Genomic DNA, 21,659 nt, shown 5'->3' on the forward strand with positions numbered 1-21,659 from the left:
ATGAACATCGTGGTCTGTGTGAAGTACGTCCCCGACACGGGCTCCCAGCCCCGCTTCACCGCGGAGCACCGGGTCGACCGCGCGGGCGGCCGGCTCTCCGAGCTGGACGAGTACGCCGTCGAGCAGGCGCTGCGCGTCGTGGACACCGTGCCGGGCACGCGCGTCACCCACCTGACCGTCGGGCCGCCCGCCGCCGCGGAGGCGCTGCGCAGGGCGCTCGCCATGGGCGGGGACGCCGCCGTGCACGTCAGCGACGACGCGATCGCCGGGTCCGACGCGCCCGCCACCGCGCTGATCCTCGCCGCCGCGCTGCGCCGCCTGTCGCCGGACCTCGTGCTGTGCGCGATGGCCTCCACGGACGGCGGCACCTCTCTGGTCCCGGCCATGCTCGCCGAGCACCTGGAGATGCCGCAGCTCACCTTCGCGAGCGAGATGAGTCTCGACGAGGGCGGCACCGTACGGATCCGGCGGGAGGCGGCGAGCGAGGTGCGGCACCTCGCCGCCGGGCTGCCCGCCGTCGTGTCGGTGACCGACCGGATCGGCGACCCGCGATACCCGTCCTTCAAGGGGATCATGGCGGCGAAGAAGAAGCCGCTGGAGACCTGGAGTCTCGCCGACCTCGGCGTGCCCGCCGGTCGGGTGGGAGCCGCCGCGGCGACGGTGGTCGACCAGATCACGGCCAGGCCGCCGCGCGCCGCGGGGACGATCGTGCCCGACGAAGGCGAGGGAGGACGGCGGCTCGCCGGCTTCCTGTCCGAGCAGAAGTTCATCTGAGGAAGGGACAGTCGTGTCAGATGTTCTGGTGCTGGTCGGGCACATCGCGGGACAGGTCGGCAAACCCGGTCTGGAACTGCTCACCCTGGCCCGCCGGCTCGGAGATCCCGTCGTGGTCTGCGCCGGCGAGGCCGACGAGGCGGCCGTCGAGACACTCGGCAGGTACGGCGCCGAGCGGGTCCACGTCATCGAGTCGGACGAGCCGCAGGAGTATCCGGTGGCGTGGGTGCGCGCCCTGGCCGCTCTCACGGCCGACGTCCGGCCGGTGGCCGTGCTGACGGAGTCCACCCCGGACGGCCGGGAGATCGCGGCCCGCCTCTCGGTGCGGCTGGACGGCGGCGTGCTCACCGACGCCGTCGACGTCCAGGCCGGGCCCGACGGCCCGGTCGTCACCCAGTGGGCCTTCGCGGCGGGCTACACCGTCACCTCCAGGGTGGTCCGCGGGGTGCCGGTCATCGCGGTCAAGCCCAACGCCGTCGTGCCCTCCGAGGCTCCGGTCACGCCGTCGGTCACCCGGGGCGCGCTCGTGCTGGAGGAGGCGGACCGCCGCACCCGGGTCGTGTCGCGTACGGCGAGGGAGAGCACCGGCCGCCCGCAGCTCACCGAGGCGGACATCGTCGTGTCCGGCGGCCGTGGTCTGGGCGGAGCCGAGCAGTTCGCCCTGCTCGAGCGCCTCGCGGACGCGCTGGGCGGTGCGGTCGGAGCCTCCAGGGCGGCGGTCGACTCGGGCTGGTATCCGCACACCCACCAGGTGGGGCAGACGGGTGTCACGGTCTCGCCCCAGCTCTACCTCGCCGTCGGCATCTCCGGGGCGATCCAGCACCGCGCCGGAATGCAGACCAGCAAGACCATCGTGGCGGTGAACAAGGACGCCGAGGCGCCCATCTTCGAGCTCGCCGACTACGGCGTGGTCGGCGACCTGTTCGAGGTGGTGCCGCAGCTTCTCGACGAGGTCGCCAGGCGGCGGGCCTAGATGGGCCTGCGGGAGCTGCCGCGCGAGGTCAAGATCCTGACCGCCGTCGCCTTCACGGTGGCGGTCGGGTTCGGCATCCAGTCGCCCGCGATCCCCGTTTTCGCGGGGGAGTTCGGGGTGGGCAGCGCGGCGGTCGGCGCGGTGGTCTCGGCGTTCGCGTTCATGCGCCTGGCCACCGGCCTGCCCGGCGGCCGGCTGGTCAACCGGTTCGGCGAGCGCACGGTGCTGACCACGGGCATGGCGCTGCTCGCCGTGACCAGCGTCCTCGCCGGTCTCTCCTCGAACTACCAGCAACTGCTGATCTTCCGGGGCCTGTGCGGTGTCGGGTCGGCGCTGTACACCGTGTCGGCCATGAACATGCTGTTGCGGGTGACCCCGGCGTCCCACCGCGGGCGGGCCACCGGGTACTTCCAGGGTGGCTACTACCTCGGCACGGTGACCGGCCCGGCGCTGGGCGGAGGGCTGCTCGGCGTCTCCCCCCGGCTGCCGTTCTTCGTGTACGGCGTGGCCGTCACCGTCGCGGGTGTCATCGCGACCGTCGCGCTGGCGCGGGCCGCGCTGGTCACACCGCCGCCGTCCCGCGCGGGGAGCGCGGGGCCGGGCATCTCGCTGGCGCGGGCGCTGCGGAGCCGGTCGTACCTGGCGGCGCTGACCACGAACTTCGGTCTCGGCTGGGCGGTCTTCGGGGTCCGCGTCTCGGTGCTGCCGCTCTACCTGCTCGTGGTGATCAAGGCGAGCGCCACCTGGATCGGCGTCGGCCTCGCGGTCGGCGCCGTGCTGCAGGCGGCCTGCCTGCCCGTCGCCGGACGGGTGGCCGACCTGTGGGGCCGCCGCCCGTCGCTGCTGCTGGGGCAGGGGCTCATCCTCGGCTGCCTCGTCATGGTCACGGCCTGGCAGACGCTCGCGGTGTACCTCGCCGCCTTCGCGCTGATGGGACTCGGCACGGCCTTCTGCACCACGGGCGGGGCGGCCACGGTGGGCGATGTCACCCAGGGGCGGGGCGGGACCGTGGTGGCGGGATACCAGATGACCGCCGATCTCGGCATGACCGTGGGTCCGCTGGTGGCGGGGCAGATAGCGGCGTCGTACTCGTACGAGGTCGCCTTCCTGTCCACGGGTGCGGTCGTGCTGGTCGGGTGGATCATGGCCCTCGTCATGCCGTCCCGCCCGACCTGAGTGGCTGATCTCGTGGCGCGATTCGCACGCCTTCCGGCTTTCGCCCGGAAAAGTCACAGCAGATATGACCGTTTATGAATATTTCGGCCATTGTGTGAGGTCGGTCCTCGCTCCTATTGGCCGGGGCGACGGAAAATCGTTCGCTCTTCCCGTATGAGCTGCGGCAGCATGGCCACGGCGATATCGGCATTCGGGAGGGCTGATGGCTGTGCTCGGATCGACGAAGGACGCCGAAGACGGCCAATCCACGCGGAGATCGGCGCTTCTGCTGGCATTGCGGTATTACTGCGGCGAGCTGAGGCGGCAGTGGCCGATGGCGGTTCCCGCGCTGGTGCTGCCGGCGATCGGGAACATCTGCCTGTTCTATCTGGCGCCGCTGGCGGTGGCGGGCCTCGTGGGACACCTGTCCGGCGGCCGGGACGGCTCTTTCGACGCGCTGCTGCCCTACGTGCTCGGCTTCGGCGCGTTGCTGCTCACGGGCGAGGCGTTCTGGCGGGTGGGGATGCACTTCCTCAACCGCGCCGACGCCCGGGGCATCGAACGGCTCGGCGTGCTGGGCATGGACGAACTGCTGGCCAAGGACGTCGCGTTCTTCCACGACAACTTCGCCGGTTCGCTCACCAAGAGGGTGCTCGGATTCTCCTCCAGGTTCGAGGAGTTCATGGACACCCTCACGTTCTCCATCATGGCGAAGGTGGTGCCCCTGGCCTTCGCCTCGGTGGTGCTGTGGCGATATCACCCGTTGCTGGTGCTCGTCCTCGTCGGCCTGATCGTCGTCACCGGCGTTCTGGTGGCCCCGCTCATCCGCCGTCGCCAGGCCCTGGTCGACGCGCGGGAGGCCGCCAAGGTGCTGGTGTCGGGTCACGTCGCCGACGTGCTGACCAACATGGAGACGGTCCGCGCGTTCGCCGCCGAGACGCGCGAAGCCGTCGAGCACCAGGCCAGGATCGCCGAGCAGCGCCGGCTGTCCGTCCGTTCCTGGGACTACAGCAACCTCAGGGTGGACATGGTCGTCGCACCCCTGTCGGTGCTCACCAGTGCCCTGGGCCTGCTCCTCGCCGCGGCGCTCCGGGGCGGCCTCGGCGTGGAGGCCATCGTCGTGACGTTCACCTACTACTCGAACGCGATCGGCATCATGTTCGAGTTCAACCAGACGTACCGGCGCATGGAGAGCACGCTCACCGAAGCCGCCCAGTTCACCGAGCTGCTCCTCACGCCGCCGACCGTGCTGGACCCGGCCGACCCGCAGCCCCTGCGCCCGGCCGACGCGAGCGTCCGCTTCGAGCGGGTGAGGTTCGCGTACGCCGACGGCGCGCCGCTGTTCGACGGCCTGGACCTGGACGTTCCCGGCGGCACCAAGATCGGGCTGGTCGGCCGGTCCGGCGGCGGCAAGAGCACCCTCACCCGGCTGCTGCTGCGTCTCATGGACGTGGACGGGGGCAGGATCCTGATCGGCGGTCAGGACATCTCCCGGCTGCGTCAGGCCGACCTGCGCGGTCTCATCGCCTATGTCCCGCAGGAACCGGCGATGTTCCACCGCTCCGTACGGGAGAACCTCGCGTTCGCCCGGCCGGGCGCCACCGACGCCGAGATCCTCCGGGCCGCGCGGGCGGCCCACGTCACGGAGTTCGTCGAGTCGCTGCCGCACGGATTCGACACCCTGATCGGCGAGCGCGGCGTCAAGCTCTCCGGCGGCCAGCGGCAGCGTGTCGCGCTCGCGCGCGCCATCCTGCGCGACGCCCCCGTCCTGCTGCTGGACGAGGCGACCAGCGCCCTCGACTCCGAGAGCGAGATCCTCATCCAGGAAGCCCTGTGGCGCCTGATGCAGGACCGCACGGCGCTCGTGGTGGCGCACCGGCTCAGCACCGTCGTCCGCATGGACCGGCTCGTCGTGCTCGACCGGGGACGCGTCGTCGAGCAGGGCACCCACGGCGAGCTGCTCCGGGCCCAGGGCTCCTACGCCCGGCTCTGGCACCACCAGTCCGGCGGCTTCCTCGTCGAGGACGACGCCCCCGGCGCGCTCCAGCTGTGAGACATCGGCTTCCTGCGGCGGGTGCCGACGTCGTTCAGCGCGTCGCGGCGGGCCGGAGCCCGGCCTCCCGGGGGGTTCCGTGACGCAGGGAGCGTTCGGTCAGGCCGCCGAACAGGAGGCCGATCGCTCCCCACAGGGCGAACTGGATGCCGAACGACGCCACTCTGAACCACCACAGCGTGCCGGCGGAGAAGTCGCCGGGAACCTCGTCGATCGTGGGCATCACGGCGTACGCGGCGCCGACGAGGACGGCGTAGACGCCGATGCCCGACAAGGTGGCGTTCCAGGCGCCCAGGCGAGGCGACAGGGAGCGGCCCGCGTACGTGGCGACCGCCGCCGCCAGGAGGGCGACGAGGATCATCGTGAAGTACAGCGTCGTCCGGCGGCCGATCGAGTCGGGGTTGCCGACGGCCGGGGGGTTGGCGGGGTACTTCAGGATGGGGGTCACGTACACGACGACGAAGCCGGCGGCGGCGACGGTGAGCGCCGTGGCGCGGGCGCCGAGGGCGCCGAGGCGGCCGTGGGCGCCGAGGCGGCCGTGGGCGAAGGCGTACGCGATGGAGTAGAAGCCGCCGAGGGCGGCGCCGTAGACGAGCAGGGCGGTCAGCAGGCCGGCGGTCTCCTGGACGGTCCGGCTGACGAGCTCCGGCTCGGCGGCCTCCCCGGCGGCCGCCGCCCTGGCCTCCTCGATGGAGATGGCGGCGGCGACCTGGGGCTCTCCGGCGAACCAGGCGACGACGTACGCGATCAGCGCGGCGGCGAGGCCGACGAGCATGCCGCGCACCAGCAGGGAGCGCATGGTGGGCATCCGGCGGGCTTCAGTGGCAGGGGAAGCCGAGGAGGTGCCGGCCGTCGTGCACGAACTCGTGCACGGTATGACCGCTGATGAGATGGGTGGCGCCCTGCTCCGCGCCGACGAAGTAGAGCAGGACGAGCCCGGCCACGGCGGCGAAGACCGCCCAGGGCAGGATCTCGCGTACGGGAATGGTGACCGGCAGGGGCCGGGAGACGGGGATGGCCGGCTGAGCCATGTGATTCTCCTCACGGGGTCGCTCGCCCCGGTGATGGAGGACAACGGGTCAGTGTCCTGACTCCCGGGTCATCGTGTCGCCCGAACCTTCCAGCCGTCGCGGCCGTGGTGACGAGCGGGAGACACTCCCCGGTCACAGTGGCGGGACCGTCCTGGACTCACACCAGGTTCCTGCGCACCGTCGCCTCTGTCTTCTTTTGTCGCCTTGAGCGTGCACCGTCCGCTTAAGTACGTCAAGCCGGGGTCCATACTCGTGACCTATGAAGCGAGTCCTGATCATCGGCATCGGCGCCGGGGACCCCGCCCACCTGACCTTCCAGGCCGCCGCGGCGATCGCGGAGACCGACGTGTTCTTCCTGCTCGACAAGGGAGCCGCGAAGGACGGCCTGGTGCGGCTGCGGCGCGAGCTGATCGCGGCCCACGCGCGGGAGCCGTACCGGACGGTCGAGGCGCGCGACCCGGAGCGCGACCGGGCGAGCGGCGCGTACGTGGAGGCGGTGGCCGACTGGCGGGCCCGCCGGGCGGACGTCTACGCCCGGCTCATCGCCGAGGAGGTGCCGGAGGACGGCGTCGGCGCGTTCCTCGTCTGGGGCGACCCCGCCCTGTACGACAGCACGATCGCGATCGTCGAGGACGTCCTGGCCCGGGGCGCGGAGCCGTTCGCCTACGAGGTCGTTCCGGGGATCAGCAGCGTGTCGGCGCTGGCCGCGCGGCACCGCGTCAGCCTGACCAGGGTCGCCAAGCCGCTGCACATCACGACCGGCCGCCGCCTGCCCGCCGACGTCGAGGCCGCCGACGACGTGGTGGTGATGCTCGACGCGGGCTGCGCGTTCGCGGACCTGCCGGAGGCCGCCGACGCCGACGTCTACTGGGGCGCGTACGTCGGGACCGAGGACGAGATCCTCCTCGCCGGGCCGGTGCGCGAGGTCGCCGGCGAGATCCGGCGGCTCAGGGCGGAGGCGCGCGAGGCGCACGGCTGGGTCATGGACACCTACCTGCTCAGGAAGCCCGCCCGATGACGCCGGTGTCGGTCGTCGGGATCGGCGCGGACGGCTGGGCCGGTCTCACCGACGCGGCACGCGCCGAGCTGAGCGCCGCGGACGTCGTGGTCGGGTCGGCCAGGCAACTCGCGCTGCTGCCCGCGTCGGTGGCCGCCGAGCGGGTGCCGTACCCGTCGCCGCTGGTCGCGGGAGTGCCGGGGCTGCTCGACGCGCACGCGGGACGCGCTGTCGCGGTGCTCGCCAGCGGCGACCCCATGTTCTTCGGCGTCGGCGCGACGCTCGCCCGGCTGCTCGGGCCGGACCGGCTGCGGGTGCTGCCGCATGTGTCGTCGGTCACCCTGGCCTGCGCGCGGCTCGGCTGGGCCGCCGAGGAGGTCGAGACCGTCAGCCTGGTCGGGCGGCCGCCCGCCGCGCTGATCGCCGCGCTCGCGCCCGGCCGCCGCGTCCTCGTCCTCAGCGCGGGCGCGGGCACGCCCGCGCTGGTCGCCGCCCTGCTGACCGAGCGGGGGTACGGCGCGAGCCGCGTCACCGTTTTCGGCGATCTCGGCGCGGCGACCGAGTCCCGCCACGACGGCACGGCCGCGGACTGGCCGACCGGCGAGACCCTGCCCGCGCTGAACGTCGTGGCGGTGACCTGCGCCGACGCCCCGTCCACGGCTCCGCTGGGGCGGGTGCCGGGGCTGCCGGACGAGGCGTACGAGTCGGACGGGCAGCTCACCAAGCAGGAGGTGCGCGCCGTCACCCTGGCCAAGCTGGCGCCCCTGCCGGGCGAGCTGCTCTGGGACGTGGGGGCGGGTTCGGGGAGCGTGGCCGTCGAGTGGCTGCGCGCGCATCCGTCGTGCCGGGCCGTCGCCGTCGAGCGCGACCCCGTCCGCGCGGACCGCGTCAGGCACAACGCGGACGCGCTGGGCGTGCCGCGCCTGCGGGTCGTCACCGGAGCCGCCCCGGGCGCGCTCGGCGGGCTGCCGGCCCCGGCGGCCGTCTTCGTGGGCGGCGGCGTGACGGGGGCCGGGGTGGTCGAGACCTGCTGGGACGCCCTCGCCCCGGGCGGCAGGCTCGTCGCGAACGCGGTCACCGTGGAGTCGGAGGCGGTTCTCGCCGGGTGGCACACGCGGCTCGGCGGGGACCTCGTGCGGTTGTCGGTGCAGCGCGCCTCGCCGGTGGGCGGCTTCACCGGGTGGCGTCCCCTGATGCCGGTGACCATCTGGACGGCGCGGAAGGAGCGCGAGCAGTGACGGTTCGATTCATCGGTGCGGGGCCCGGCGCGGCCGACCTCATCACGGTGCGCGGGCTGCGCGCCCTTCAGGCGGCCCCGGTCTGCCTGTACGCGGGGTCGCTCGTGCCGCGCGACCTGCTCGCCGACTGCCCGTCCGGCGCACGGCTCGTGGACACCGCGAACCTCACCCTGGACGAGATCGTCGCCGAGATGACGGCGGCGCACGCGGCGGGGCTCGACGTGGCGCGCCTGCACTCCGGCGACCCGTCGGTGTTCAGCGCGGTCGCCGAGCAGATGCGCAGGCTCGACGCGCACGGCGTGCCCTACGAGGTGATCCCGGGGGTGCCCGCCTTCGCGGCCGCCGCCGCTGCGCTGGGGCGGGAGCTGACGGTTCCGGGGGTGAGCCAGACGATCATCCTGACCAGGACGTCGGCGCGGGCCACCCCGATGCCGCCCGGCGAGGACCTCGCGACGTTGTCGGCAAGCGGCGCCACGATGGTGCTGCACCTCGCCGTGCAGCGGATCGCGGCCGTCGTGGCCGACCTGCTGCCCGCCTACGGCGCGGACTGCCCGGTGGCGGTCGTCGCGCGGGCCAGCCGGGACGACGAGGAGATCATCAGGGGCACCCTCGGCGACATCGCCGACCAGGTGGTCGCGGCGGGCATCAGGCGGACCGCCGTGATCGTGGTGGGCAGGGCGCTGACGGCGCACGAGTTCCCCGACAGTCACCTCTACTCGGCCGCGCGGGACCGCGCGTGCTCGTCCTGATCCTCGGCGGCACGGCCGAGGCGCGGGCGTTGGCCGCCGGGCTGGCGCGGCTGCCGGGCCTGCGGGTGGTGTCGTCGCTGGCCGGTCGGGTCGCCGATCCCCGGCTGCCCGAGGGCGAGGTCAGGTCGGGCGGTTTCGGCGGCCCGGACGGGCTCGCCCGGTGGATCGCCGAGCACGGTCCGCGCGCCGTGGTGGACGCCACGCATCCGTTCGCCCAGCGGATGAGCGAGTCGGCGGCGCGCGCGTGCGCGGCGACCCGGACGCCACTGCTCGGGCTGCGGCGTCCGGGCTGGTCGGAGGGGCCGGGGGACGCGTGGCTGCGGGTTCCGTCGCTCCGGGCGGCGGCGGACGCGCTGCCCGGTCTGGGAAGCCGCGTGTTCCTGACGACGGGCCGCCGCAGCCTGCCGGTGTTCGCTCCGCTGACCGGGCTGTGGTTCCTGGCGAGGTCGGTCGACCCGCCGGAGCCGCCCGTGCCCGCGAACGTCCAGGTGATCCTGGACCGGGGGCCGTACACGGTGGCGGGGGAGCGTGCCCTGATCGCCGAGCACCGGCTCGACGTGCTGGTCACCAAGGACAGCGGCGGGGAGCAGACCCGCGCCAAGCTGGTCGCGGCGCGAGAGGCGGGGCTGCCGGTCGTCATGGTGGACCGGCCCGCGACGCCCGGCGGCGTGACCCGGGTGACGGACGTCGCCGACGCCGTCACCTGGGTACGCGATCACGCGGGATAGCGGCGCGGGGTGAAGACCTTCGCCCCGTCCCCGCGTTCGACGACGCGGGTGGTGGACGATCCGACGATCAGCAGGCAGCGCATGTCGATCGCGGCCGGGTCGAGATCGCCGAGAGTGGTGATCACGACCGACTCCCGCTCGCCGCCGACGTCGCGGCCGACCACCACGGGGGTGCCCGGATCGCGGTGTTCGAGCAGCAGGTCGCGGGCCGCGGCGACCTGCCAGGTGCGGGTCTTCGACGCCGGGTTGTAGACGGCGAGGACGAGGTCGGCGCGGGCGGCGGCGGAGATCCGCCCGGCGACCACCTCCCACGGCTTGAGCTGGTCCGACAGCGACAGCACGCAGTAGTCGTGGCCGAGCGGCGCGCCCGCCCGGCCGGCTACGGCCTGCGCGGCGGTCAGACCGGGCACAACCCGCACCGGGACGTCCGCGTAACGCGGGTCGGCGGCGGCCTCCAGCACCGCGCTGGCCATCGCGAAAACGCCCGGATCGCCGGACGACACGACCGCGACCCGCGCTCCGGCGAGGGCGAGGTCGAGCGCGTGACGGGCGCGTTCGGCCTCGACGCGGTTGTCCGTACGATGCCGGGTCTGGCGGGGGTTGGGCGCGACCCGGTCCACGTAGGGGCCGTATCCCACCAGGTCGGTGGCTTCGGCGAGAACCTCCTGCGCCTCCGGGGTCAGCCAGGGCCGTCCGGCGGGGCCGAGGCCGACGACCGCGACCTCGCCGGGGCCGGTGCGTTCCGTGGCCTCTGGTACAAACGTGAGCTGGGCCGGGCTCGGGATCAGCGCCAGCGAGAAGTACGGCACCTGGCCGGGGTCCACGTCCTTGAGCGGGGCCACGCGCTGGGCGTCGGTGGTGGCGCGTTCGACGTACCAGGCCTCGTCGAGGCGGCCCGCCTCGGCGAGGGCGTCGCGCACCTTCTCGAACGTGCGGCCCAGCTTGAGCACCGCCGCCGAGTCCGTGTCGCGCAGCCTCTCGGCCAGCACGCCGGCGGGCAGGGTCCCGGGCAGGACCGTCAGCGTCTCGTCGCGTTCGACCAGCGGGCGGCCCAGCACGGCGGACGCCCCCGCGATCGACGTGACCCCGGGGACGACCTCGGCCGGATAGCGGTGCGCGAGCCGCTTGTGCATGTGCATGTAGGAGCCGTAGAAGAGCGGGTCGCCCTCGCACAGGACCACGACGTCGCGTCCGGCGTCCAGGTGGGCGGCCAGCCGGGCCGCGCAGTCGGCGTAGAAGTCGTCGAGCGCGCCCTGGTAGCCGCCGGGGTGGTCGGTCGTCTCCGTAGTGAGCGGATACTGCAGGAGTTCCTCGATCTGGCCGTCGCGCATGTGGTGGGCGGCGATCGAGCGCGCGATGCTGCGGCCGTGCCGCGCCGCGTGGTAGGCGATCACGTCGGCCTCGCCGATGAGGCGGGCTGCCTTCACGGTCATCAGTTCGGGGTCGCCGGGGCCGAGGCCGACGCCGTAGAGCGTTCCTGTCACGTCTCGTCACTCCTGCTCGCAGGCGATGGCGTTGACCGCCGCCGCCGTCATGGCACTGCCGCCCCGGCGGCCGTGGACAACCAGAAACTCCAGGCCGGACGCCGCGAGGGCGCGCTTGGACTCGGCCGCGCCGATGAACCCGACCGGGACGCCCAGCACGGCGGCGGGCCGTCCCGCGCCTTCGGCGACCAGTTCGAGCAGCCGGAACAGCGCGGTCGGGGCGTTGCCGACCGCCACGACCGCCCCGTCGAGGCGGTCGAGCCACAGGTCGAGCGCGGCGGCGCTGCGGGTGGTGCCGAGCCGCTCGGCCAGGGCGGGCACGCGGGGGTCGCCGAGCGTGCAGACGATCTCGTTGCCGGCGGGCAGGCGACTCCTGGTGATGCCGGAGGCGACCATCCGCGCGTCGCACAGCACGGGCGCGCCCGCCAGCAGCGCCGCGCGCGCCTTCTCGACCACGCCGGGGGAGTGGTCGAGGTCGGCGACCAGGTCGGTCATGCCACACGCGTGGATCATGCGGACCGCGACCCGGGCGACGTCGGCGGGCAGCCCCGACAGGTCGGCCTCGGCCCTGATGGTCGCGAACGACCGCCGGTAGATCTCCGCTCCGTCGCGGACGTAGTCGTGCTCGGGCACGGACACCTCTGTTCGTGGATGGCGGACGGTGGATGCAGCGAACGGTGGATGCAGCGAACGGTGGATGCAGCGGACGGTGGATGCACGGACTGGACGGACGGTCAACGGCGCACGTCGTAGCCGCCGGTCGTGGCGACCACGTCGGTGACCTGGCCCCTCGGGCGGCCGCAGCGGCGTTCGCAGCCCGCCCAGTGGATCAGGCCGTCGGCCTGGATCCCCAGCGGCTGGACACCCTGGGGCTGGACATCGAGCGGTCCGGCACCCGGTGGCCGGACGCCCGGCGGTCCGGGCACGCCGGACTCCGCCCAGCGCACCGCGTCCGCCTGGACGTCGGCGAGTGCCTTCGCGCAGCCGGGCCGCCCGGTGCAGGCCGACAGTCTGGCGTACGGCGAGGCGGGATCGGTCACCAGCCCCGCTCCGGCGAGCGCGCCGGTCACCGGCCCGACCGCCTCGGGCGCGAGGTCGGGCAGCACGACGGTACGCCACGGCGTCAGCCGTACCTCACCGGCGGCCAGGTCGGCGAGCAGGCCGGCCTGGCTGGCGGTGAGCCTGCCGAGGGGCACGATCACGTCGAGTGCCACCCGGCCGTCCACCTGCGCGAACGGGCCGCCCCTGCGCGGCGTGGCGGGCGGCGCCGGCACGGGTGGCAGGCCAGGGAACTGGCCGGGAAGGGGGCCCGGGAGGTGGCTGGGAGGGCCGGCGAGGAGGCGACCGGGGAGGCGGACGGCGATCGTCGCTGGTCCGCCGGGGAGCTCGGCCAGCCGCCAGGCGTCCCCGCGGACCTCCTGGAACACCTCGGCGGCGGCGAGCGCGACGGAGACGGCGTCACCGGCGCTCACCGACCCGACCGGCTCGCCCGCGAGCAGCAGGGTCAGGCCGTCGCCGGGGTGTTTGATGGGCTGGGAGACGGAGTGCGCGGCGAGGGTCACGTCGGCGCCGAGCCCGAGGACGTCGCCCGTTCCGTCGTCCAGCGCGAACAGGAACCGGCCGGGCAGGCCTGCGAGGGCAGCACGGCCGCACAGGGCCGCGTCGAGGTCCGCCACCAGAGGCCGCACGTCCAGGACGGCCGTCGCCGAACGGCCGCTGAGCGGCGATGCGACGATGTTGCGTACGCGCTCGTGGGTCGCGGACGGCAGCAGCCCGGCGGCGGCCATCCGGGCGGCGAACGCCGGTGGGTCGGCCAGCCCGCGCACCTGCACGTTGGCCCGGGACGTCAGCTCCACGACCCCGCCGCCCAGCTCGCGGGCGCAGGCGGCCAGCTCGCGCAACGCGCCGACGGCCAGCCCGCCGCCGGGCACCCGGACCCGCGCCAGCGCCCCGTCCGCGGCGGCGTGCACCTGGAGCGCGCCGGGACAGGCGTCGCGGGCGGCACGCCCAGAAAAGCCACCCATGACCACGAACAGGATGCTAACGCCAGTTTTCTGACACGACCTCCGTCACGTAGGGTCTGCGGTGAGCGATGGCAAGCGGAGGAAGCCGGTGCGAATCCGGCGCGGTCCCGCCACTGTGACCGGGGAGCGAACCCCACCACACGGCCACTGTCGAGAGACGGGAAGGCCGGGGTGAGCGTCGATCCGGGAGCCAGGAGACTCCTGCCGTCGCGCCGCCACGACCCGGGGCGAGGACCCCGAGGGAGGACCTTGCCGTGCGCCCAGACGCGTCCGCCGCGCCGCCCGTCGTCCTGTTGTCCACATCGGACACCGACCTGTTGAGCGCCCGCGCGAGCGGGGCCGCGTACCGGCTGGGCAACCCGGCGCGGCTGACCGTGGACGACCTGCCCGCGCTGGTCGAGGGAGCAGGCCTCGTGGTCGTCCGGCTGCTCGGCGGGCGGCGCGCCTGGGAGGACGGGCTGGAGTCCCTGCTCGCGGGGCCGTGCCCGGTGGTCGTCCTCGGCGGAGAGCAGGCCCCGGACGCCGAACTGATGGAGCTGTCCACGGTGAGCGGGGGCGTCTGCGCCGAGGCCCACGCCTACCTCGCGTACGGAGGGCCCGCCAACCTGGCCGAGCTGCACGCGTTCCTGTCGGACACGGTCCTGCTGACCGGGCGCGGCTTCGCGGCCCCGGCCCCGACGCCGAGCTGGGGCGTCCTCGACCGCGAGGACCGGCCCGGGGACCGGCCTGGGGACCGGCTCGGTGAGGAGCCCGGTGACGGGCCGGTGATCGGGGTGCTCTACTACCGGGCGCACCACATGGCGGGCAACACGGGCTTCGTCGCCGCCCTCTGCGACGCGATCGAGACGGCGGGCGGCCGGGCGCTGCCGGTCTTCTGCTCCTCGCTGCGCACCGCGGAGCCGGAGCTGCTCGACGTGCTGCGCGGCGCGGACGCCCTGGTGGTGACCGTGCTCGCGGCGGGCGGCGCACGGCCCGCGACGGCGTCGGCCGGCGGCGACGACGCGGCCTGGGACGTCGGCGCGCTCGCCGCGCTCGACGTGCCGATCCTGCAGGGCCTGTGCCTGACGACCAGCCGCGCCGAGTGGGAGGCCAACGACGACGGCCTGTCCCCGCTGGACGCCGCCTCGCAGGTCGCGATCCCCGAGTTCGACGGGCGGATCATCACCGTGCCGTTCTCGTTCAAGGAGATCGACGAGGACGGCCTGACCGTCTACGTCGCCGACCCCGAACGGGCGGCCAGGGTCGCGGGCATCGCCGTACGGCACGGCCTGCTGCGTCACGTGCCCCCGGCGGACAAGAGGCTCGTCGTGATGCTGTCGGCGTACCCGACGAAGAACTCCCGGGTCGGCAACGCCGTCGGCCTGGACACCCCGGCCAGCACGGTCAGGCTGCTGGCCCGGCTGGCCGAGGAAGGCTACGACCTCGGTGACGGCTTCCCGGGGCAGGCCGGGCAGGACGGCGACGCGCTGATCCACGCCCTGATCGCCGCGGGCGGCCAGGACCAGGACTGGCTCACCGAGGAGCAGCTCGCCGCCAACCCGGTGCGCATCCCCGCCGCCGCCTACCGCGCCTGGTACGACACCCTGCCCGCCGGGCTGCGCGCCGACATGGAACGCCACTGGGGCGCGCCGCCCGGTGAGCTGTTCGTCCACGACGGCGACATCGTGCTCGCCGCGCTGCGGTCGGGCAACGTCGTGGTGATGGTGCAGCCCCCACGCGGCTTCGGGGAGAACCCGATCGCGATCTACCACGACCCCGACCTGCCGCCCAGCCACCACTACCTGGCGGCCTACCGGTGGCTGTCGGCGGAATTCGGCGCCCACGCCATGGTCCACGTCGGCAAGCACGGCAACCTGGAGTGGCTGCCCGGCAAGTCGGCGGGCATGTCGGCCTCCTGCGGCACCGACGCGGCGATCGGCGACCTGCCGCTGGTCTACCCGTTCCTGGTGAACGACCCCGGCGAGGGCACCCAGGCCAAGCGCCGCGCGCACGCGGTCCTCGTGGACCACCTGGTGCCGCCGATGGCCAGGGCCGAGACGTACGGCGACATCGCCCGCCTGGAGCAGCTGCTCGACGAGCACACGACGATCGCGGCCATGGACCCGGCGAAGCTGCCCGCGATCCGCGCCCAGATCTGGACCCTCATCCAGGCCGCCCGCCTCGACCACGACCTCGGCCTGTCCGAGCGCCCGCACGACGCGGAGTTCGACGAGTTCATCCTGCATGTGGACGGCTGGCTCTGCGAGGTCAAGGACGCCCAGATCCGCGACGGCCTGCACGTCCTCGGCGCGGCCCCGACCGGCGAGGCCCGCGTGAACCTCGTGCTGGCCATGCTGCGCGCCCGCCAGATGTGGGCCGGCCGCGAGACCCTGCCGGGCCTCCGCGAGGCGCTCGGCCTGACCGAGGACGGCAGCGCCGCGACCGCGTCCGTGGACCGGGTGGAGGCCGAGGCCCGCGCCCTGGTCACCGCCATGGAGGAACGCGGCTGGGCCCCGGCCGCCGTCGCCGACGTGACGGCCGATCCGGAGGTCGGGCGGGTGCTGAGGTTCGCGGCGGCCGAGGTGGTGCCGAGGCTCGCGCGCACCACCGACGAGCTCGACCACGTGCTGCACGCGCTCGCCGGGGGATATGTGCCCGCCGGGCCGTCGGGGTCGCCGCTGCGCGGGCTGATCAACGTGCTGCCGACCGGCCGCAACTTCTACTCCGTCGACCCGCGCGCCGTGCCGAGCCGCCTCGCCTGGGAGACCGGGCAGGCCATGGCCGACTCGCTGCTGGCCCGCTACCGCGCGGAGACGGGCGAGTGGCCGCGCTCGGTCGGGCTGTCGGTGTGGGGGACCAGCGCGATGCGCACCGCCGGTGACGACATCGCCGAGGTGCTCGCGCTGCTCGGTGTGCGGCCCGTCTGGGACGAGGCGTCGCGGCGCGTCACCACGCTCGAGCCGGTGCCGCTGGACGAGCTGGGCCGCCCGCGCGTGGATGTGACGGTGCGCATCAGCGGGTTCTTCCGGGACGCGTTCCCGCACGTGGTGGCCATGCTGGACGACGCCGTCCGGCTCGTCGCCGGGCTCGGCGAGAGCCCGGAGGACAACTACGTGCGCGCCCACGTGGACGCCGACCGGGCCGCGCACGGCGACGCCAGGCGGGCGACGCTGCGCGTGTTCGGGTCGCGTCCCGGCGCGTACGGGGCGGGCCTGCTGCCGCTCATCGACAGCGGCAACTGGCGTGACGACGCCGACCTCGCCGAGGTGTACGCCGTCTGGGGCGGCTACGCCTATGGCCGCGACCTCGACGGCGCGCCCGCCCGGGAGGACATGGAGAACGCCTACCGCCGCATCGCCGTCGCCGCCAAGAACGTGGACACCCGCGAACACGACATCGCCGACTCCGACGACTACTTCCAGTACCACGGCGGCATGATCGCGACCGTCCGCGCGCTGACGGGCCGCGCGCCCGCCGCGTACGTGGGCGACAGCACCCGTCCCGACGCCGTCCGCACCCGGACCCTGTCGGAGGAGACCGTGCGGATCTTCCGCGCCCGGGTCGTCAACCCCAACTGGCTGGCTGCGATGCGCCGCCACGGCTACAAGGGCGCGTTCGAGCTGGCCGCGACCGTGGACTACCTCTTCGGCTACGACGCCACCACCGGCGTCGTCGCCGACTGGATGTACGACACGCTCGCCTCGGCGTACGTGCTCGACCCGGTCAACCGCGACTTCATGGCCAGGTCGAACCCGTGGGCGCTGCACGGCATCGCGCAGCGCCTGCTGGAGGCCGCCGACCGGCGCATGTGGGAGCACCCGGACCCGGAGGTGCTCGCCGGGCTGCGCGACGCCTATCTCGCGATCGAGGGCGACCTGGAGGAGGGCTCGGGGTAGGCCAGCAGCCGGCGGGCGAGTCGTGGCGCGCCCGCCCAGTGCAGGTGCAGGTACGACGCGGTGAGCCGGGCGTCGCCGGCCCCGTCGGCGCCGCCACGCCACCGGAAGACCGGCTGCCCGCCGCCGGTGACCGTGGTCCGGTGGAACTCGTGGCCCCTGAACCGCTCGCCCTGCCGGGTCAGCAGCGTGTCGCGCACGGCCACCGCGTCGCGGTAGCCCAGCGTCAGCCGGCCGGTCATGTGCGCGACGCCCGGCACCCGGCCGCACATGGGGCGGCCGTCCAGCTCCTCGCACAGGTAGAGCAGCCCCGCGCACTCGGCCGCCACCGCGCCCGGGAACGCGGCGACCTCGGCGCGCAGGGGCTCGTTGGCCGACAGCTCGGCCGCGTACACCTCGGGGAAGCCGCCCCCCACGACCAGCGCGGACGCGCCCTCCGGCAGGGACTCGTCCCGTACCGGGTCGAACACCGCGACCTGCGCTCCGGCGGCGGTGAGCATCTCGACGTGCTCGGCGTATCCGAACGTGAACGCCGCTCCGCCCGCGACCGCCACCACCCGCCGCGCCCCGGGCTCACGGCCGCCCGACGGGTCCCACGGCTCACCGGTCAGCGGCGCCGCGGTCCCGGCGAGCCGTACGAGACCGTCCAGGTCACACGAACCCGCCACGAGCGCGCCGAGCCGGTCCACCGCCGTCACGGCGGCGGGCAGCCGCTCGGCCGCCGGGACCAGCCCGAGATGGCGGGACGGCGTCACCACGTCGTCGTCGCGGTGGACGGCCCCCAGCACCGGAACCCCGGTCTCCTCCAGCGCGGCCCGGCACAGCTCCTCGTGCCGCGCCGACCCGAGGCGGTTCAGCACCACGCCCGCCACCCGCACCCGCGAGTCGAACGTCGCGAAGCCGTGGACCAGCGCCGCCACCGACCTGCTCTGCCTGCCCGCGTCCACGACGAGCACCACGGGCGCGCCCAGCAGCCGCGCCACGTGCGCGGTCGAGGCGAAGTCGCCGTCGCCGCGCCCGTCGAACAGTCCCATCACGCCTTCGACGACCGCGATGTCGCAATCCGCGGAGCCGTGCAGGAACAGCGGCGTCACCTGCTCCTCGCCGGTCAGCCACGGATCGAGGTTGCGCCCGGGACGCCCGGCGGCCAGTGTGTGGTAGCCCGGGTCGATGTAGTCGGGCCCCACCTTGAACGGCGCGACGCGCAGCCCGCGCGCCGCGAGCGCCGCCATCAGGCCCGTGGCCACGGTCGTCTTGCCGCTCCCCGACGCCGGTGCCGCGACCACCAGTCGCGGGACCCCGGTCACCACTCGATGCCCTTCTGGCCCTTCTGCCCGGTGTCCATGGGATGGCGGACCTTGCCCATCTCCGTCACGAGATCCGCGGCCTCCACCAGCCGGGCGGGCGCGTCGCGCCCGGTGATGACGACGTGCTGGGCCCCCGGGCGTCCGGCCAGCGCCGAGATCACGTCGTCGAGGTCGATCCACCCCCACTTCAGCGGATAGGTGAACTCGTCCAGCACGTAGAACCGGTACGTCTCGGCGGCGAGGTCGCGTTTGATCTGCTCCCAGCCCTCGCGGGCGTCGGCGGCGTGGTCGGCCTCGGTGCCCGGCCGCTGGATCCACGACCAGCCCTCGCCCATCTTGTGCCAGGCCACGGTGCCGCCCTCGCCGCTCGCGCCCAGCACGGTCAGGGCGCGTTCCTCGCCGACCCGCCACTTGGCCGACTTCACGAACTGGAACACCCCGATCGGCCACCCCTGGTTCCAGGCGCGCAACGCCATGCCGAACGCGGCCGTCGACTTCCCCTTGCCGGGTCCCGTGTGCACCATGAGCAGCGGCCTCGTCCGGCGCTGCCGGGTCGTCAGCCCGTCGTCCGGGACGTTCTCCGGTCTGCCCTGCGGCATCTCAGCCCGCCTTCCTTCGATCGCGTACGAGATCGCCCAGCGACTCCAGCGGGAGCACCCGTGCGCCCAGCCGGAGGGCCAGCGCGCCCGCCAGGCCCAGGCGGACCGGCCCGCTCTCGCAGTCGACGACGACCGAGGTCACCCCCGCGAGCGCGGTGGCCGCGCGGGTCACGTCTCCGCCGGAGGTCGCACGGCCGTCGGTCACGACGACGAGGAGGGGGCGGCGGTCCGGATCGCGCATCCGTTCCACCCGGAGCACCTCCGCCGCCGTCGCGAGGCCCTCGGCCAGTGGGGTGCGCCCGCCCGTCGGGAGCGCGCGGAGCCGGGCCGCGCCCGCCTCCACCGAGGAGGTCGGGGGGAGCGCCACGGTCGCGCCCCTGCCGCGGAAGACGACCAGGCCAACCTTGTCCCTGCGCTGGTAGGCGTCCAGCAGCAGGCTCAGCACGGCCGTCTTGACGACCGCCATCCGCCTGCGCGCCCCCATCGAGCCGCTGGCGTCGACGACGAACAGCACGAGGTTGCCTTCGCGGCCCTCGCGGACGGGCTCGCGGAGGTCCTCGCGTCTGAGAATCAGGCCGGGGCCGCGTCTGCCCCGGAGGGCCTGGCGGGGTGCGGCCGCCAGGAGGGTGGCGGGGAGATCGATGGCGCTGGGACCGGTGCCGCCCGCGACGCGGGCCCCGATGGTGCGGCCGTGGCGTCCCCGGCCGCTGGACCGCCGGCCCGCCACGCCCTCGCCCACTCCGGCGACCCTGAGTACGGGCACGCGGAACGGGGTCCCCACCGCCGCCACGTCGTCCGGGGCGGAGCCTTGGGGGGCCGCGTCACCGGACCGAGGGGCGGGGCCGGTCCCGTCACCGGGGGGAGGGTCGGACGCGGGGCCACCGCCGCCTTCGCCCGAGATCTCGTGAGACGGGGCAGCGGGGCAGCCGGACTGCGAACCATCGGACTGCGAACCATCGGGCCGCGCGCGATCGGATCGGGGGCCATCGGATTGGGGGCCGCTGGGATCGTCAGGGCCCTCCGGCCGGCCGGGGGCGTCGCGGTCGTCCGGGTCGTCCGGGTCGTCCGGGTCGTCGGGGCCGTCGGGCTCGGTCCGGTCCAGCAGGTCGTCGAGAAGACGTTCGTCCAGCCCGGGCGCGTCGAACGGGTCGCGGCGACGGCGGTGCGGCAACGCGAGACGGGCCGCCACCCGGACGTCCTCCCGGGTCACCACGTCCCGCCCCTGCCAGGCGGCGTGCGCCACGGCCGCGTGAGCGGTGACGAGATCGGCGCGCAGACCGTCCACCTCGAAACCCGCGCAGACGGCCGTGATCTGCCGCAGCCGCGCGTCGGGCAGCCGTACCGCCGGAAGGGCGGTCCGGGCCTCCGCGATCCGCTCGGCGAGCGCGGCCTCCTCAGCGGCCCATCGAGCCGCGAACCCCTCGGGGTCGGCGTCGAACGCGAACCGCCGCCGGACGACCTCCGCCCGTTCGCCGGGCTCCCGGGTCGCCCGCACCTCGACGGTCAGCCCGAACCGGTCGAGCAACTGCGGCCGGAGCTCCCCTTCCTCCGGATTCATGGTCCCGACGAGCAGGAACCGCGCGGCATGCCGTACCGAGACGGTCTCGCGCTCCACGTAGCAGACCCCGAGCGCCGCCGCGTCGAGCAGCAGATCGACCAGATGGTCGTGCAGGAGGTTCACCTCGTCCACGTAGAGAACACCCCGATGGGCCGCCGCGAGCAGCCCGGGCTCGAAGGCCTTGACCCCTTCGGTCAGCGCTCGCTCAAGGTCCAGCGACCCGGCCAGCCGATCCTCCGACGCCCCGACCGGAAGCTCCACCAGCGACGCCGGCCGCCGCACCCGAGCGGCGTCCGGCTCGTGCGGCCCGTCGGGGCAGCCGGGATCGGGCGCCGCCGGGTCGCAGTGGAAGCGGCACCCCGCCACCACGGTGACCGGGGGCAACTGAGCGGCCAGCGCGCGGACGATCGTGGACTTCGCGGTTCCCTTCTCCCCGCGCACCAGGACGCCGCCGGTCCGGGGCGACACCGCGTTCAGCACCAGGGCCAGCTTCAGGTCGTCGAGCCCGACGACGGCGCTGAAGGGATAGGCAGGGTTCACGGTGCGGCCTTCCGGTTGACGTACGTGATCCGCCAGCCGACGTGCCCGGCGGCCAACCTGGTGTGGGACAACGGCGCGACGTCGAAGACCGCGGCCCGCGTCGCGGTCAGGCCGAGCGCGTGCGCGAGCGCCGCCCGGATGGGCCCGGCGTCGCAGACGGCGACCACGCGGGCGGCGTCCGCGCGGAGCGACTCCATCCACGCGGCCACCCGCGCGCCCATCTCGGCGAGGCTCTCCCCGCCGTGCGGGGAGGCGTCCGGGTCGGTCAGCCACGCGCCGATCCCCGCGTGGTCGGCCGCGGCGACCTCCCCGAACGGGCGTCCCGCCCAGTCTCCGTAATCGGCCTCGGCGAGCGCGCCGGCCACGACGGGCTCGCGGTCCGACACGGCCCGGGCGGTCGCCACGGCGGCGGCCCAGGGCGCGGTGAGGACGAGCGCGTCGTCGGGGAGGCCCAGCACGGCGGCCTGTGCCCTGGCCTGGGCGACTCCCGACGGATCGGGGTCTTCGGGCATGGGGAAGCAGGCACGCCGGGCACCGGGCGTCCCCGCCTGACGGATGAACAGCACGGCTCAGCCGC

At 74.5% G+C, this 21,659-nt stretch carries 18 protein-coding genes and 2 riboswitches; of the genes, 9 read left to right on the forward strand and 9 right to left on the reverse strand.

Annotated elements, in window-relative coordinates:
* The 4 genes from Mam01_RS14840 (at position 1) to Mam01_RS14855 (ending at position 4,955) form a co-directional block, all read left to right on the forward strand.
* Positions 1–774, forward strand: coding sequence for an electron transfer flavoprotein subunit beta/FixA family protein (locus Mam01_RS14840; RefSeq protein ID WP_204285917.1), 774 nt, complete (start codon positions 1–3; stop codon positions 772–774).
* 13 nt (positions 775–787) lie between these two features.
* Complete coding sequence (locus tag Mam01_RS14845) at positions 788–1,747, forward strand: electron transfer flavoprotein subunit alpha/FixB family protein (protein ID WP_204285918.1); 960 nt, start codon at positions 788–790, stop codon at positions 1,745–1,747.
* Positions 1,748–2,923, forward strand: a complete 1,176-nt coding sequence (locus Mam01_RS14850) for an MFS transporter (protein WP_204285919.1) — start codon at positions 1,748–1,750, stop codon at positions 2,921–2,923.
* Positions 2,924–3,125: 202 nt separating this feature from the next.
* Positions 3,126–4,955, forward strand: a complete 1,830-nt coding sequence (locus Mam01_RS14855; protein ID WP_204285920.1) for an ABC transporter ATP-binding protein — start codon at positions 3,126–3,128, stop codon at positions 4,953–4,955.
* A 34-nt stretch (positions 4,956–4,989) separates the two neighbouring features.
* Here Mam01_RS14855 and Mam01_RS14860 read toward each other — a convergent pair whose 3' ends face one another.
* Complete coding sequence (locus Mam01_RS14860; RefSeq protein WP_239101314.1) at positions 4,990–5,763, reverse strand: CbtA family protein; 774 nt, start codon at positions 5,761–5,763, stop codon at positions 4,990–4,992.
* 10 nt (positions 5,764–5,773) lie between these two features.
* Entirely contained in the window at positions 5,774–5,986 is a 213-nt protein-coding gene (locus Mam01_RS14865) for a CbtB domain-containing protein (protein ID WP_204285921.1), read from the reverse strand.
* Between the two features lie 29 nt (positions 5,987–6,015).
* A riboswitch (cobalamin riboswitch) is annotated at positions 6,016–6,217 on the reverse strand.
* Between the two features lie 28 nt (positions 6,218–6,245).
* On the opposite strand from Mam01_RS14865, the gene cobF reads away from it, so the two are divergent.
* Genes cobF through Mam01_RS14885 form a run of 4 tightly spaced genes read left to right on the forward strand, consistent with a single transcriptional unit; the run spans position 6,246 to position 9,698 of the window.
* Positions 6,246–7,004 (forward strand): precorrin-6A synthase (deacetylating), encoded by a 759-nt coding sequence (gene cobF / locus Mam01_RS14870; RefSeq protein ID WP_204285922.1) that lies wholly within the window; start codon positions 6,246–6,248, stop codon positions 7,002–7,004.
* The gene (gene cbiE / locus Mam01_RS14875; protein ID WP_204285923.1) at positions 7,001–8,221 is read left to right on the forward strand and encodes a precorrin-6y C5,15-methyltransferase (decarboxylating) subunit CbiE; all 1,221 of its coding nucleotides are present in this window, start codon (positions 7,001–7,003) and stop codon (positions 8,219–8,221) included. The genes cobF and cbiE overlap by 4 nt, the downstream gene beginning before the upstream one ends.
* The gene (gene cobM, locus Mam01_RS14880; protein ID WP_204285924.1) at positions 8,218–8,970 is read left to right on the forward strand and encodes a precorrin-4 C(11)-methyltransferase; all 753 of its coding nucleotides are present in this window, start codon (positions 8,218–8,220) and stop codon (positions 8,968–8,970) included. Before cbiE ends, cobM begins: the two co-directional genes overlap by 4 nt.
* On the forward strand, positions 8,958–9,698 hold the full coding sequence (locus Mam01_RS14885) for a cobalt-precorrin-6A reductase (RefSeq protein WP_204285925.1): 741 nt from the start codon (positions 8,958–8,960) through the stop codon (positions 9,696–9,698). The genes cobM and Mam01_RS14885 overlap by 13 nt, the downstream gene beginning before the upstream one ends.
* Here the strand turns inward: Mam01_RS14885 and Mam01_RS14890 are convergent.
* From Mam01_RS14890 to Mam01_RS14900, 3 genes are all read right to left on the reverse strand, one after another.
* Complete coding sequence (locus Mam01_RS14890) at positions 9,686–11,182, reverse strand: precorrin-2 C(20)-methyltransferase (protein WP_204285926.1); 1,497 nt, start codon at positions 11,180–11,182, stop codon at positions 9,686–9,688. The genes Mam01_RS14885 and Mam01_RS14890 overlap by 13 nt on opposite strands.
* A 6-nt stretch (positions 11,183–11,188) precedes the next feature.
* Positions 11,189–11,821, reverse strand: coding sequence for a precorrin-8X methylmutase (locus Mam01_RS14895; protein ID WP_425563122.1), 633 nt, complete (start codon positions 11,819–11,821; stop codon positions 11,189–11,191).
* A 95-nt stretch (positions 11,822–11,916) separates the two neighbouring features.
* Positions 11,917–13,206: a ferredoxin-like domain-containing protein gene (locus tag Mam01_RS14900; protein ID WP_204285928.1), complete on the reverse strand. Its 1,290-nt coding sequence runs from the start codon at positions 13,204–13,206 to the stop codon at positions 11,917–11,919.
* A 78-nt stretch (positions 13,207–13,284) separates the two neighbouring features.
* A riboswitch (cobalamin riboswitch) is annotated at positions 13,285–13,407 on the forward strand.
* Positions 13,408–13,460: 53 nt separating this feature from the next.
* Between Mam01_RS14900 and cobN the strand changes: the two genes are divergently transcribed.
* Positions 13,461–17,081 carry a cobaltochelatase subunit CobN gene (gene cobN, locus Mam01_RS14905; RefSeq protein WP_204285929.1) on the forward strand — a complete coding sequence of 1,207 codons (3,621 nt, stop codon included), beginning with the start codon at positions 13,461–13,463 and terminating at the stop codon, positions 17,079–17,081.
* Here cobN and Mam01_RS14910 read toward each other — a convergent pair.
* Genes Mam01_RS14910 through Mam01_RS14925 form a run of 4 tightly spaced genes read right to left on the reverse strand, consistent with a single transcriptional unit; the run spans position 17,039 to position 21,648 of the window.
* On the reverse strand, positions 17,039–18,385 hold the full coding sequence (locus Mam01_RS14910) for a cobyrinic acid a,c-diamide synthase CobB (protein ID WP_239101327.1): 1,347 nt from the start codon (positions 18,383–18,385) through the stop codon (positions 17,039–17,041). The two genes, cobN and Mam01_RS14910, sit on opposite strands and share 43 nt — an antisense overlap.
* The gene (gene cobO, locus Mam01_RS14915; protein WP_204285930.1) at positions 18,382–18,984 is read right to left on the reverse strand and encodes a cob(I)yrinic acid a,c-diamide adenosyltransferase; all 603 of its coding nucleotides are present in this window, start codon (positions 18,982–18,984) and stop codon (positions 18,382–18,384) included. Before cobO ends, Mam01_RS14910 begins: the two co-directional genes overlap by 4 nt.
* A 1-nt stretch (position 18,985) precedes the next feature.
* Complete coding sequence (locus Mam01_RS14920) at positions 18,986–21,082, reverse strand: VWA domain-containing protein (RefSeq protein ID WP_204285931.1); 2,097 nt, start codon at positions 21,080–21,082, stop codon at positions 18,986–18,988.
* A complete protein-coding gene (locus Mam01_RS14925) occupies positions 21,079–21,648 on the reverse strand; it encodes a histidine phosphatase family protein (protein ID WP_204285932.1) in 570 nt (189 codons plus the stop codon). The genes Mam01_RS14920 and Mam01_RS14925 overlap by 4 nt, the downstream gene beginning before the upstream one ends.
* Positions 21,649–21,659: the final 11 nt, after the last annotated feature.

Source organism: Microbispora amethystogenes, from assembly GCF_016863015.1.
GTDB lineage: Bacteria > Actinomycetota > Actinomycetes > Streptosporangiales > Streptosporangiaceae > Microbispora > Microbispora amethystogenes.